The sequence below is a fragment of the Halalkalibacterium halodurans genome (assembly GCF_005671335.1).
GTDB classification, from domain to species: Bacteria; Bacillota; Bacilli; order Bacillales; family Bacillaceae_D; genus Halalkalibacterium; species Halalkalibacterium halodurans.
The window spans coordinates 2,653,116-2,666,614 of sequence record NZ_CP040441.1 but is presented as its reverse complement, the minus strand read 5'-3'; the positions used below and the strand labels follow the sequence as shown (position 1 = coordinate 2,666,614).

12 protein-coding genes are annotated in these 13,499 nt (G+C 48.1%); all 12 read left to right on the top strand.

The annotated features are described in order from the left end of the window. Positions 1-54 precede the first annotated feature (54 nt). Positions 55-525: a signal peptidase II gene (gene lspA, locus FED51_RS12870; protein WP_053430917.1), complete on the top strand. Its 471-nt coding sequence runs from the start codon at positions 55-57 to the stop codon at positions 523-525. Beyond that, positions 522-1,439 carry an RluA family pseudouridine synthase gene (locus tag FED51_RS12865; RefSeq protein ID WP_010898693.1) on the top strand — a complete coding sequence of 306 codons (918 nt, stop codon included), beginning with the start codon at positions 522-524 and terminating at the stop codon, positions 1,437-1,439. The genes lspA and FED51_RS12865 overlap by 4 nt, the downstream gene beginning before the upstream one ends. Before the next feature lie 218 nt (positions 1,440-1,657). Further along, entirely contained in the window at positions 1,658-2,200 is a 543-nt protein-coding gene (pyrR, locus tag FED51_RS12860; protein ID WP_010898692.1) for a bifunctional pyr operon transcriptional regulator/uracil phosphoribosyltransferase PyrR, read from the top strand. A gap of 142 nt (positions 2,201-2,342) precedes the next feature. Continuing rightward, entirely contained in the window at positions 2,343-3,677 is a 1,335-nt protein-coding gene (locus FED51_RS12855) for a solute carrier family 23 protein (RefSeq protein WP_138090574.1), read from the top strand. Positions 3,678-3,911: 234 nt separating this feature from the next. Beyond that, positions 3,912-4,829 carry an aspartate carbamoyltransferase catalytic subunit gene (locus tag FED51_RS12850; RefSeq protein WP_053430919.1) on the top strand — a complete coding sequence of 306 codons (918 nt, stop codon included), beginning with the start codon at positions 3,912-3,914 and terminating at the stop codon, positions 4,827-4,829. A 16-nt stretch (positions 4,830-4,845) separates the two neighbouring features. Further along, positions 4,846-6,132, top strand: a complete 1,287-nt coding sequence (locus FED51_RS12845) for a dihydroorotase (RefSeq protein WP_053430920.1) — start codon at positions 4,846-4,848, stop codon at positions 6,130-6,132. Beyond that, positions 6,129-7,217, top strand: a complete 1,089-nt coding sequence (locus FED51_RS12840; protein ID WP_010898688.1) for a carbamoyl phosphate synthase small subunit — start codon at positions 6,129-6,131, stop codon at positions 7,215-7,217. The genes FED51_RS12845 and FED51_RS12840 overlap by 4 nt, the downstream gene beginning before the upstream one ends. 27 nt (positions 7,218-7,244) lie before the next feature. After that, entirely contained in the window at positions 7,245-10,433 is a 3,189-nt protein-coding gene (gene carB / locus FED51_RS12835; RefSeq protein WP_138090572.1) for a carbamoyl-phosphate synthase large subunit, read from the top strand. A gap of 16 nt (positions 10,434-10,449) precedes the next feature. Then, positions 10,450-11,229: a dihydroorotate dehydrogenase electron transfer subunit gene (locus FED51_RS12830; protein WP_053430922.1), complete on the top strand. Its 780-nt coding sequence runs from the start codon at positions 10,450-10,452 to the stop codon at positions 11,227-11,229. Then, positions 11,226-12,143, top strand: a complete 918-nt coding sequence (locus FED51_RS12825) for a dihydroorotate dehydrogenase (RefSeq protein ID WP_053430923.1) — start codon at positions 11,226-11,228, stop codon at positions 12,141-12,143. The genes FED51_RS12830 and FED51_RS12825 overlap by 4 nt, the downstream gene beginning before the upstream one ends. Further along, the gene (pyrF, locus tag FED51_RS12820) at positions 12,140-12,844 is read left to right on the top strand and encodes an orotidine-5'-phosphate decarboxylase (RefSeq protein ID WP_053430924.1); all 705 of its coding nucleotides are present in this window, start codon (positions 12,140-12,142) and stop codon (positions 12,842-12,844) included. The genes FED51_RS12825 and pyrF overlap by 4 nt, the downstream gene beginning before the upstream one ends. Before the next feature lie 2 nt (positions 12,845-12,846). Next, positions 12,847-13,479 carry an orotate phosphoribosyltransferase gene (gene pyrE, locus FED51_RS12815; protein ID WP_010898683.1) on the top strand — a complete coding sequence of 211 codons (633 nt, stop codon included), beginning with the start codon at positions 12,847-12,849 and terminating at the stop codon, positions 13,477-13,479. The last annotated feature ends 20 nt before the right edge of the window (positions 13,480-13,499 follow it).

The window sequence follows — 13,499 nt, the reverse complement described above, 5'->3', positions numbered from 1 at the left end:
TTTTGTGCTACAATGCTAACGTAGAGATGAAGCAGGAGATCGGAGGACTGGACGTTGATTTATTACATTGTTGCGTTAGTGATTATTTTGCTGGATCAATGGACAAAGTGGCTAGTCGTTCGCCATATGGAAATTGGAGAAAGCATTCCGTTAATTGATTCTGTACTTTACTTAACATCCCATCGAAACAAAGGAGCAGCATTCGGGATTTTAGAAGGACAAATGTGGCTATTCTACATCATTACGTCCATTGTAGTGATTGGGATTGTTTATTACATGGAAAAAGAGGCCAAGCATGATCGTGTATTTGCGACGGCCTTAGCTCTGATTTTAGGGGGCGCTATCGGTAATTTTATCGACCGCATCTTTCGTGGGGAAGTGGTTGATTTTGTCAATACGTACATTTTTACATACAACTTCCCCATATTCAACGTGGCAGACTCCGCGCTTTGCGTCGGGGTTGGCATTTTATTTTTGAAAATGATTCGTGACGAACGAAAGGCAAAAAAGGAGAAGAATGCATGAGTGAGCAATTGACGTGGACCATTTCGGAACAGCAACAAGGGGAGCGGATCGATAAGTTTTTAACTGCTCAAGGGGAAGAATGGTCAAGAACACAAGTACAACAGTGGATTAAAGATGGCCATGTGTTAATTAATGGTCGAACGATCAAATCGAACTACAAGGTGGAAACTGGCGATACGCTAGAGCTTTTTGTGCCAGAACCAGAAGTGTTAGAAGTGGTTCCTGAAAATATTCCGATTGAGATCATTTATGAAGATGAGGACGTAGCGGTTGTGAATAAGCCGCGAGGGATGGTCGTTCATCCGGCACCTGGACACACGACAGGAACGCTTGTCAATGCCCTCATGTATCATTGTAACGATCTTTCGTCGATCAATGGCGTGGTTCGTCCAGGGATTGTACACCGGATCGATAAAGATACATCAGGGCTGTTAATGATCGCAAAAAATGACAGAGCCCATGAATCGTTAGTGAACCAATTAAAAGCAAAAACGACCGAACGGGTGTACCAAGCAATCGTTCACGGCAACATTCCCCATGATCATGGGACGATTGATGCGCCAATCGGCCGGGATAAGGTAGATCGACAAAGCATGACAGTGACAGAAGAAAACAGCCGCGATGCAGTAACCCATTTTACCGTCCTTGAGCGATTTGGTGATTTTACCTTTGTTGAATGTCAACTGGAAACAGGGAGAACCCACCAAATTAGGGTCCATTTTAAATACATTGGCTTTCCCCTTGCAGGTGATCCAAAATATGGACCGAAAAAAACATTATCAATTGATGGACAAGCGCTTCATGCACAAAAATTAGGGTTTGAGCATCCTCGTACCGGTGAATTTATGCGCTTTAAAGTAGAAATGCCAGAAGAGATGAAAAAACTCATCAGGCAATTGCAAAATAACCGTTGACACGGTCGTCGTATTTTGTCATAATTGCACCAAGCGAGAATTGAATAAGCTCCTTTAATGTTAGTCCAGTGAGGCTAAGAAGGAATCACGAAAACGCCGCTCGTCGTTTTCATGACTTTAGGTAACGTATACCCTTCTGCCCTTTGGACAGAAGGGTTTTTATACTTTAAAGAGCATCTAACATTCAAACGGAACGAAAACGACTTGGAGGTGTCACAGTGTCGCGGTTAATTTTAGATGAGCAAGCGATTCGGCGAGCAACAACGCGGATCGCCCACGAAATCATCGAACGCAATAAAGGTGTGAGCGATTGCCTTCTTGTCGGAATTAAAACGAGGGGGATCTATTTAGCGAACCGCCTCCAAGAACGAATTGAAACGATCGAAGGCATCAAGCTCCCAGTCGGTGAAGTAGACATTACCCTTTATCGCGATGATTTAACGGTGAAGTCAACGACGGAGGAGCCGATTTTGCAAGGGACGGATGTTCCTGTCGATGTTACGGGAAAAAAAGTCATCCTGATCGACGATGTATTATATACCGGTCGAACGGTGCGAGCAGCCTTAGATGCGTTAATGGATTTAGGCCGGCCAGAACAAATTCAATTGGCGGTGTTAATCGACCGCGGGCATCGGGAATTGCCGATTCGCCCAGATTACGTTGGCAAAAACGTTCCGACGTCTAAGCAAGAACAAATTGTCGCCAAGCTTTCTGAAGTGGATGGCATTGATGAAGTAACGATTGAACAAAAAACCTCATAACCACCTCTTTAAATCAGTCCCGTGAGGCTGTTAAGAGGTACACTCTTTCTTGGGCACCTGTGTGCTTTTTTACAGGAGTAGTGTAACCTCTTTGTCATGGGCAAGGAGGTTTTTTGTTTGCATAACCAAGGAGGAGAAAACAATGGCAAAACAACAAAGAGATATCGGCATTCGTGAAGTTCCCCAACCACATAAATGGCTAATCTTAAGCTTACAACACCTATGCGCCATGTTTGGTGCGACCATTCTCGTACCACTATTGGTCGACTTAAGTCCAGCAGTGGCCTTAATTTCAAGTGGGCTCGGAACCCTTGCCTACTTGCTAATTACGAAAGGACAGGTGCCGGCGTATCTTGGATCATCGTTTGCTTTTATCACTCCGATCATTGCAGTGACAGCGTTTGGCGGACCGGAGGCGGCGATGGTCGGGAGCTTTTTCGTCGGTCTCGTATACGGAGTAGCCGCCCTACTGATCAAAGTCGTAGGAAGAAAATGGCTGATGACGGTCTTGCCGCCGATCGTCGTTGGACCAGTCATTATGGTGATTGGTCTCGGCTTAGCTGGCGTTGCGATCGATATGGCGATGATGGAGACGATCGAACAAGAGGTAAAAGTGTTTAACGGTACGTTTATGCTAGTGGCGATGATTACATTGCTGATCACAATCGTTGCAGCTGTTTTCTTTAAAGGATTTTTCGGACTTGTTCCAATGATGTTTGGAATCGCAGGTGGCTATGTTACCGCGTTATTCGTTGGCTTGATTGACTTTCAAGCGGTGTATGAGGCGAAATGGTTAGTGGCTCCAGACTTTATCGTGCCATTCGTCACCTATACACCGACGGTTGAATGGACCGTGCTTGCGATTATGGTGCCGATTGCCGCCGTAACCTTAGCGGAGCATATCGGGGATCAAATGGTGTTAAGTAAAGTTGCTGGGAAAAACTTTTTAGAGAAGCCAGGATTGCATCGCTCCCTTGCAGGGGATGGGGTTGCGACAATGATCGCTTCCTTTCTTGGAGGACCACCGAACACGACGTACGGGGAAAACATCGGCGTCATCGCCATCACTCGTGTGTTTAGCGTATTCGTGATCGGAGGTGCGGCTTTGCTCGCGATTATGTTCGGATTTAGCGGCAAAATTTCAGCTCTCATTTCCACGATTCCACAAGCCGTTATGGGAGGGGTGTCGATCCTCTTATTCGGGGTCATCGCTTCCTCTGGACTGCGGATGTTGATTGACAACGAGATTCAGCTCGGAGAAAAACGAAACTTGATCATTTCCTCGGTCATACTCGTCATCGGAATTGGCGGTGCGTTCGTTCCGATAAACGAAAATGTCCAAATTCCAGGAATGGCGTTAGCGACGATCATCGGGATTGTTCTTCACTTAGTGTTACCGAACAAGGAAGTAAGCTACGGAACGAAGAGCATGTTTGAAAATGAAAAGACGGTGAGAAAAAAAGAACAAGCTGCATAACAACTGAAAGGATCGACCTTTAATGAAGGACAGAGAGCCTTCAAAGGCGTGACTTGTTTGAGAGAGGCAATCAGTAAAGCGAGGCCTTTCTCTACCTCTGCACGCCCGAAGCTGCTCGATCGGGCGTGTTTTTTACACTCTTAAGAGAAAAAAAGATAAGAGAACCAATCGATTCTGCCATGATGACTTGGCGGTAAGGCAAGGTTCTCATTTTATAATCTGAGGTGATGGAAAATGGCGGTACCGTTCTTACAGGATCATGATACGAAACACGACTTGCTTACTATGTCCCATTTATCGCTTGAGGAAATTGAGCACATTTTGCACGATGCCCAGCAGTTTGAAAATGGTGTCCTTTGGTCGCCAGCGGAAAAGCTCTTTGTCGCCAATTTGTTCTTCGAGCCGAGCACGCGGACGAGAGTGAGCTTTGAAGTAGCCGAGCAACGACTTGGGCTCCATGTCGTCAATGTGGATGGGGAACGATCCAGCGTGCAGAAAGGGGAAACGCTGTACGATACGGCGAAAACACTTGAGTCTATCGGTGTAAACGCCCTCGTCATTCGCCATCGCCAGGACCGATATTTCGAAGAATTGCAAGATCGTATTAACATCCCGATCATTAATGCTGGCGATGGTTGTGGCCATCACCCGACCCAATCCTTGCTCGATTTGTGGACAATTCAACAGGAATTTGATAGATTTTCTAACCTTATCATTGTTATTAGTGGAGACCTTCGCCATAGCCGAGTAGCTCGCTCGAATGCCGAAACCTTAACTCGTCTCGGTGCCCGCGTTTACATTTCAGGTCCGCGGGAATGGATGGAAGGCTATGAGGGGGTTTACCCTTATGTGACGATGGATGAAGCGGTCGAACTAGCGGACGTCATCATGCTCTTGCGCGTTCAGCACGAACGGCATGATGGGACCGTTTCATTCACCCAAGCATCGTACCATGAGCAATTTGGCTTAACGGTCAAACGGGAAGCGCGGATGAAGCCAAAAAGCATTGTCATGCACCCAGCGCCTGTGAATCGTAATGTGGAGATTGCGAGCGAGCTTGTGGAATGCCCACGCTCACGAATCTTTAAACAGATGAAAAACGGGGTCGCCATCCGAATGGCCGTGTTAAAGCGAGCATTGACAGATGAATAATAAGGGGAGAGAGAACATGAAAACGTTGATTAAAAATGGCAGCATCGTCACAAAGGAAGGAACGGTTAAAACACAGGATGTATTGTTGAACGATGGCGTGATTTCCGCCATTGGCTTAAATCTTGAAGAAACGGACGCCCATGTAATCGAAGCGAATGGAAAGCTAGTGACCCCTGGACTTGTGGATTTACATGTTCATTTACGGGAGCCAGGTGGTGAAGCGAAGGAGACGATTGAAACAGGAACAAAGGCGGCAGCGAAAGGAGGCTTTACTACTGTTGCGGCCATGCCAAATACTCGTCCGGTTCCAGACAGCGCTGAGCAAATGAGCTGGCTGACAGGTAGAATTGATGAGACAGGGGTTGTCCGCGTTTTACCATACGCAGCCATCACGACGAGACAGCTTGGCCGGGAGCTAACCGACTTTGCCAAGTTAAAGGAAGCAGGCGCCTTTGCCTTTACCGATGATGGTGTAGGCGTACAATCGGCAGCGATGATGCTTGAAGCGATGAAAGAGGCGGCAAAGCTCGAGATGGCCATCGTTGCCCACTGTGAAGAAAATACGTTGATCCAAAACGGTTCAGTCCACGAAGGAGTATTTTCAAAAAAGCATGGGATTGCAGGGATTCCATCGGTTTGTGAGTCCGTTCACATTGCTCGCGATGTGCTTTTAGCCGAAGCGGCAGGTGTTCACTACCACGTCTGTCACATTAGTACAAAGGAATCGGTTCGGGTTGTCCGAGATGCTAAGCGTGCAGGCATTCGTGTAACGGCGGAAGTGACACCACATCATTTATTATTGTGCGATGAAGACATTCCAGGTTTGGATGCCCACTATAAAATGAATCCGCCGCTCCGTGGGAAAGAAGATCGAGAGGCGTTAATTGAAGGATTGCTAGATGGAACAATCGACTTTATTGCGACAGACCATGCTCCGCATACAGAAGAGGAAAAAGGGCAAGGAATGGAGCGCGCACCGTTCGGTATTGTCGGATTAGAGACGGCGTTCCCCCTTCTGTACACTCATTTTGTCAAAAAAGGGACCTTTACGCTAAAGCAACTTGTTGATTGGTTGACGATTGATCCAGCGGAAACATTCCAGCTACCGTATGGCCGGTTGGAAGAGGGGGCACCAGCAGATGTGACGATCATTGACCTAGAAGTGGAACGAGCGATCGATCCAGCACATTTTGCTTCAAAAGGCCGCAACACACCGTTTGCTGGGTGGACATGCCAAGGGTGGCCGGTAGCAACACTTGTAGGTGGCAAGCTTGTTTGGGAAGAGAAAGAGGTGGCGAGATGAAAAGACAACTCATTTTAGAAGATGGCAGTGTGTTTGTAGGAAAAGGGTTTGGTAGCGATCGAGAAATGTCAGGAGAAGTGGTATTTAACACGGGAATGACAGGCTACCAAGAGATGCTCTCTGATCCATCCTACTGCGGACAAATTGTGACATTAACTTACCCATTGATCGGAAATTATGGAATTAACCGCGACGACTTTGAATCGATGAATCCAGCGATACACGGGTTAATCGTCAAAGAAGCATGTGACATTCCGAGCAACTGGAGAAGTGAAGAATCATTAGACTCCCTGTTAAAAGCGAAGCAAATTCCTGGACTATCTGGGATCGACACTCGAAAGCTCACCCGCTTGATTCGGATGCACGGTACGTTAAAAGGCCAGCTCTGCCCACTTGATGTAGACGTAGAGCAAATCGTTCAGGAGTTGAAAGCAACACCAACACCGACCGATCAAGTGTCGCGCGTCTCAACGAGAGATCCATACCACGTACCAGGCCCTGGTAAGCGCGTTGTCCTCGTTGATTATGGAATGAAGCATAACATTTTACAGGAGCTCATCCGCCGCAATTGTGAAGTGTTTGTTGTGCCTTACCACACATCAGCAGAAGAGGTGCTCCGCTTAGGGCCTGACGGCGTCCTGTTAAGCAACGGACCAGGAAACCCAGAGGACGTATCTGAGGGAGTAGAAATGATCCGCAACCTATTAGGAAAAGTTCCGTTGTTTGGTATTTGCCTCGGTCATCAACTGTTCGCACTTGCTTGCGGAGCAAAAACAGAAAAGCTTCGCTTCGGGCATCGCGGCTCGAACCACCCTGTGCGTGAACGGAGTACGGGATTGATCGAAATTACGGCACAAAATCATGGCTATACGGTAACGGAAGGTTCACTTGTGAATACGGATTTAATCGTTACCCATGAAGCAGTGAATGACGGAACAATTGAAGGATTGGCACACAAAGTACATCCAGCGTTCAGCGTTCAGTACCACCCGGAGGCATCACCAGGACCGGAAGATTCAAACGTGCTATTCGATCGTTTTATTAAGCTGATGGAATCAAACAAGCATCGGGCGCTCACGGTATAACAGATAAAATTGGGAGAGTGAGAGAACATGGGGAAACGCGAAGATATTAAAAAAATTCTCGTCATCGGTTCAGGACCAATTGTCATCGGACAAGCGGCGGAGTTTGATTACGCAGGAACGCAAGCGTGTCAAGCATTAAAGGAAGAAGGCTATGAAGTGATTCTCGTCAATTCCAATCCTGCCACGATCATGACCGATACGACAATGGCTGACCGTGTCTACATTGAGCCGTTAACGCTAGAATTTGTGAGCCGAATTATTCGCATGGAGCGACCGGATGGCATCTTGCCGACACTCGGTGGCCAAACAGGGTTAAACATGGCGGTTGAATTAGACCAAGCGGGCATTTTAAAAGAGTACAATGTCGAACTTCTCGGGACGAAATTAGATTCGATTCAACAGGCGGAAGACCGTGACCTGTTTCGAGCATTGATGAAAGAATTAAATGAACCTGTGCCAGATAGTGAGATCATTCATACGTTGGAGGAAGCGTACACGTTCGTCGAGCGTGTCGGCTACCCGATCATCGTTCGCCCTGCGTATACGCTCGGCGGTACTGGCGGGGGTCTCGTATACAATGAAGAAGACCTTGTTGAAATCGTAACGAGCGGTTTGAAGTATAGCCCTGTGACCCAATGTCTAGTGGAAAAAAGCATCGCGGGCTTTAAAGAAATTGAATATGAAGTCATGCGGGATGGAAAAGATCATGCGATCGTCGTCTGTAACATGGAAAACATCGATCCTGTCGGCGTTCATACAGGGGATTCAATCGTTGTGGCCCCGTCGCAAACGTTATCCGATCGTGAATACCAAATGCTACGAAACTCGTCGTTAAAGATTATTCGCGCTCTAGGAATTGAAGGAGGGTGTAACGTTCAGTTTGCCCTTGATCCGGATAGCTTCCAATATTACATCATTGAAGTGAATCCACGGGTGAGCCGTTCATCTGCCCTCGCGTCGAAAGCGACCGGTTATCCGATTGCAAAAATTGCCGCAAAAATTGCCGTTGGTTATACATTGGATGAATTGCTCAATCCGATTACCCAAACGACGTATGCTAGTTTCGAGCCTGCTCTTGACTATGTCGTGAGCAAAATTCCACGCTGGCCTTTTGATAAATTCGAAGCAGCCAACCGTTCCCTCGGTACACAGATGAAGGCGACTGGGGAAGTAATGGCGATTGGACGGAACTTGGAGGAATCTCTGTTAAAAGCGGTTCGTTCATTAGAAGCCGGGGTCTATCACTTAGATCAACCAGATGTAAATGACCTTGATAAAGAAAGCCTCGAGAAAAAGCTGACAAAGCCTGATGACGAGCGATTGTTTGCCTTAGGAGAGGCGATCCGTAGAGGGTATACGATCGAAGAGCTTTGGGCGTTAACAAAAATTGATCGCTTCTTCCTCCGTTCGTTTGCAAGAATCATCCAGCTCGAAAAACAACTAAAGGAAAACGTAGGCGATTTAGAGCTACTAAAAGAAGCAAAAGAGCGTGGGTTCTCCGATATGATCATCGCCGATCTATGGGGAACATCCGAACAGGAAGTGTATGAGCTCCGGATGAACCATGGCCTCTCACCAGTCTATAAAATGGTCGATACGTGTGCAGCAGAGTTTGCGTCGGCGACACCGTATTTTTACGGAACGTACGAAGAAGAAAACGAATCGGAACGAACCGATAAAAAAAGCATTCTCGTGTTAGGCTCTGGCCCGATCCGAATCGGACAAGGAATCGAATTTGATTATGCAACGGTTCATACGGTATGGGCGATTAAAGAAGCAGGGTACGAAGCGATTATTGTGAACAATAACCCTGAGACCGTATCAACAGACTTTAGCACGTCCGACAAACTTTATTTTGAACCGCTCACCGTCGAAGATGTGATGCACATTGTTAATTTGGAGCAGCCAGAAGGGGTGATCGTCCAGTTCGGGGGACAGACAGCGATTAATTTGGCGTCCGGGCTAGCGGCACGCGGCGTGAAAATTATCGGAACGGCTCTTGAAGACATGGATCGTGCCGAGGATCGGGATAAGTTTGAACAGACATTGGTTGAATTGAACATCCCACAACCATTAGGCGATACGGCAACTTCGATTGAGGAAGCTCGCCAAATTGCTGAACGTATCGGCTACCCAGTTCTCGTCAGACCGTCGTATGTACTCGGCGGCCGGGCAATGGAAATCGTTTATAAAGAAGAAGAACTGTTAAACTATATGGCCCATGCGGTCAAAGTGAATCCGAAACATCCCGTGCTCATCGACCGCTATTTGACAGGTAAAGAGCTAGAGGTTGACGCAATATCCGATGGAGAAAACGTCTATATTCCAGGCATTATGGAGCACATTGAGCGGGCAGGGGTTCACTCGGGAGACTCGATTGCTGTCTATCCGCCGCAAACCGTTCCTGAATCGCTGAAACAAAAGCTGATCGAACGGACGATCGAGCTTGCTAGAGGGTTGCGGATTGTCGGGTTGCTGAACATTCAGTTCGTCTGGCATAAAGACGATGTGTACGTCCTTGAAGTAAACCCACGGTCAAGCCGAACGGTACCGTTTTTAAGCAAGGTGACAGGTGTTCCGATGGCGAATGTGGCGACGAAGGTGATGCTTGGGAAAACATTGCCGCAGCTCGGCTATGAAACAGGCTACCATCCAGAGGCAAAAGAAGTCTCTGTAAAAGTACCCGTCTTTTCGTTCGCAAAATTGCGCCGGGTGGACATCACGCTAGGACCAGAAATGAAGTCAACAGGTGAAGTAATGGGCCGAGACAAAACGTTAGAAAAAGCATTGTACAAAGGGTTAATTGCCTCAGGAATGAGCATTCCGACCCACGGTTCGGTGTTGTTTACGATCGCCGATAAAGACAAGCAGGAAGCGATCAGTCTCGCAAAACGCTTTTATCAAATCGGCTTCTCGATTCTCGCAACGGAAGGAACAGCCCATATTCTGCAAGCGGAGGGCATTCCAGTGACGACGGTCAACAAGATTAGCGACGAAAAGCCCCATTTGCTAGACGTGATCCGTGCAGGTGACGCTCAATTTGTCATCAACACGTTAACGAGAGGAAAGCAACCAGCCCGTGACGGGTTTCGAATTCGCCGTGAATCGGTCGAAAACGGGGTCGTATGTCTCACATCACTAGACACAGCCGAGGCGCTTCTCCGCGTCCTAGAATCCATTACGTTTTCTGCTGAAAGCATGCCGGTCATGCAATAGAGAAAGGGGAGGACCGATGAGACAGACAGAACGGATGACAATTACGAGCCATCAGCGAATCGCTGATGGCATCTATGAAATGAAAGTAACAGGTGAGCGCGTAAAAGAGATGACCTCACCTGGGCAGTTCGTCCATGTGAAGGTGGATGATGGCTCAGAGCTGTTACTACGGCGCCCGCTCAGCATCTGCCACGTAGACGAGCAGACGAACGAATTAACGCTGCTTTACCGAGCAGAAGGGCAAGGCACGAAGCGGCTGGCGCAAAAAGCGCGGGGGGAGACGGTCGACATTCTCGGACCGCTCGGTCAAGGGTTCCCATTGGAGGCAATAGCTTCAGGGGAAACGGCTCTGCTCATCGGTGGCGGAATCGGAGTCCCTCCTCTTTACTATTTGGCGAAGCGCCTGAAAGCGAAAGGCTGCCACGTCATTAATGTGCTTGGCTTTCAATCCGCAAAGGACAGCTTTTACTATGAGCAGTTCTCTCAACTCGGGACAACATATGTAGCGACCGTGGACGGTACAGCGGGGACGAAAGGGTTTGTCACCCATGTGCTGGATCAAGAAGCCCTTTCGTATAATGTCGTCTATTCTTGTGGGCCAACTCCTATGTTAAAAGCCGTGAGTGAACGTTTTATTGGTGAACGTGCCTTTATTTCGATGGAAGAACGGATGGGCTGCGGGATTGGTGCATGTTTTGCCTGTGTCTGTCATGTGACAGGAGATGAGGCAGGAACGGCGTATCGAAAAATCTGCACCGATGGCCCAGTATTTCCAGTAGGGGAGGTCGTGCTATGAGTCGGTTAGCAGTAGAATTACCAGGTCTCTCTATGAAAAATCCGATTATGCCAGCTTCTGGTTGCTTCGGCTTTGGTAAAGAATTTGCTGGCTTTTACGACCTGAATCTTTTAGGCGCGATCGCCATTAAAGCGACCACCGTGGAGCCACGTTTCGGAAACCCAACGCCTCGCGTAGCAGAGACCCATTCGGGCATGCTAAATGCGATCGGCTTGCAAAACCCAGGCCTCAATAACGTCATTGATAACGAGTTGGCTCGGCTTGCGGACGTGGATGTACCGATTGTGGCCAACATTGCAGGTTCAACCGTGAACGATTATGTCGAAGTGGCTGAAGCCATTTCCCGTGTGGACAATGTCCATGCGCTTGAACTAAACATTTCTTGCCCGAACGTAAAAGAGGGCGGGATTGCCTTTGGAACCGTGCCAGATGTGGCGGCACAGCTAACGCAAGAAGTGAAGCGCGTCTCTACTGTGCCCGTCTATGTGAAGCTTTCGCCAAATCTGAGCGACATTGTGGAAATGGCGCATGCAGTGGAGCGAGCTGGAGCCGACGGATTGTCGATGATCAACACACTCCTTGGAATGCGCCTTGATTTAAAACGGCGGACGCCAATTTTAGCAAACGGAACAGGTGGGCTGTCTGGACCTGCAATAAAGCCTGTGGCGATTCGCATGATTTATCAGGTGAGCCAAGCCGTTTCGATTCCGATCATTGGGATGGGCGGGATTCAATCGGCTGATGATGTGCTGGAATTTATGCTAGCAGGAGCAGATGCGGTAGCGGTCGGTACTGCCAACTTTACCGATCCTTACGTTTGTCCAACGATCATTGACGAGCTGCCAAAGCGAATGGATGAGCTTGGCATTGAACGGATTGCCGATATTGTCGGAGGGAGCTGGAAGCAGTCATGATACGACCATTGATCATTGCCCTAGATGTAGAAAACCGGGAGAACATGCAGGAACTGCTCAAGACACTTCCAAAACCTCTGTTCGTAAAAGTAGGGATGGAGTTATTTTACAGTGAAGGCCCAGCTGTGATTGAGCAACTAAAGGATGAAGGACATCAAGTGTTTCTCGATTTAAAGCTACACGACATTCCGAACACGGTAAAGCGAGCGATGCGACAACTAGCCACACTCGGAGTTGACATCGTGAACGTTCACGTAGCAGGAGGAACAAACATGATGGCTGCGGCACGGGAAGGACTGGAAGCTGGGACAGTGGACGGCCGTAACCGTCCGAAGCTCATCGGTGTGACACAGCTTACAAGTACAAATGAGGCTATGCTACAAAAAGAGCTGCTCATTCAGTCCAACATGAACGGGGCAGTGTCTCATTATGCTCGGCTTGCAAAGGAGGCCGGACTGGATGGGGTTGTCTCGTCCGCCCAAGAGGTTCCTATTATTCACGAGCATTGCGGTCCGTCTTTTTTGACCGTCACACCAGGGATTCGTTTAAAAGAGGATGACAAAGGGGATCAAACGCGAATTGTTACCCCGGAAGAAGCGCGGACATTAGGGAGCTGGGCTATCGTTGTCGGTCGCAGCATCACGGCGGCTCCAGATCCTGCTGCCGCCTATGAAATCATACGCAAGCAATGGGAGGGTTAAGGATGAAAGAGACAATCGCACAACATTTGTTAGACATTGAGGCGGTTACGTTACGCCCGAACGACCCCTTTACGTGGAGTTCTGGGATCAAGTCGCCGATTTATTGCGACAATCGTCTAACGATGGGCTATCCGCACATTCGCCAGTCGATTGCGGAAGGATTTGAGCAGTTGATTCGCTCACATTTTCCAGAGGTGACCGTTGTTGCAGGAACTGCGACAGCGGGAATTCCCCACGCTGCGTGGGTAAGTGATCGACTGCAAGCACCAATGGTTTATGTTCGTAGCAAGTCAAAAGGTCATGGCAAGCAAAATCAAATCGAAGGGAAGCTCTCTTCCAAGGATCGTGTCGTCATTATTGAAGACCTTATCTCGACTGGAGGAAGTGTCATTCAAGCAGCCGATGCGTTAAGAGAAGCTGGTGCTGACGTTCTTGGAGTTGTGGCGATTTTTACATACGGGCTAGAGAAAGGGCAGGATCAGCTAGAGGCAGCTAATCTTCCCTCCTACGTATTAACGGACTATCCGACTTTGCTAGATGTTGCGATCAGACGTGGTGACATCTCAGAAGAAGAATTACAAAAATTACAGAAATGGCGTGAAAATCCTAGCTCGCAAAGTTGGATGAACGAATAATTGTCATTTGCCTTCTACCT

Coding starts and splice junctions, on each gene's coding strand:
- FED51_RS12865 (WP_010898693.1), top strand. CDS start 522: ATGAGTGAGCAATTGACGTGGACCATTTCGGAACAGCAACAAGGGGAG.
- FED51_RS12855 (WP_138090574.1), top strand. CDS start 2,343: ATGGCAAAACAACAAAGAGATATCGGCATTCGTGAAGTTCCCCAACCA.
- FED51_RS12850 (WP_053430919.1), top strand. CDS start 3,912: ATGGCGGTACCGTTCTTACAGGATCATGATACGAAACACGACTTGCTT.
- FED51_RS12845 (WP_053430920.1), top strand. CDS start 4,846: ATGAAAACGTTGATTAAAAATGGCAGCATCGTCACAAAGGAAGGAACG.
- FED51_RS12840 (WP_010898688.1), top strand. CDS start 6,129: ATGAAAAGACAACTCATTTTAGAAGATGGCAGTGTGTTTGTAGGAAAA.
- carB (WP_138090572.1), top strand. CDS start 7,245: ATGGGGAAACGCGAAGATATTAAAAAAATTCTCGTCATCGGTTCAGGA.
- FED51_RS12830 (WP_053430922.1), top strand. CDS start 10,450: ATGAGACAGACAGAACGGATGACAATTACGAGCCATCAGCGAATCGCT.
- FED51_RS12825 (WP_053430923.1), top strand. CDS start 11,226: ATGAGTCGGTTAGCAGTAGAATTACCAGGTCTCTCTATGAAAAATCCG.
- pyrF (WP_053430924.1), top strand. CDS start 12,140: ATGATACGACCATTGATCATTGCCCTAGATGTAGAAAACCGGGAGAAC.
- pyrE (WP_010898683.1), top strand. CDS start 12,847: ATGAAAGAGACAATCGCACAACATTTGTTAGACATTGAGGCGGTTACG.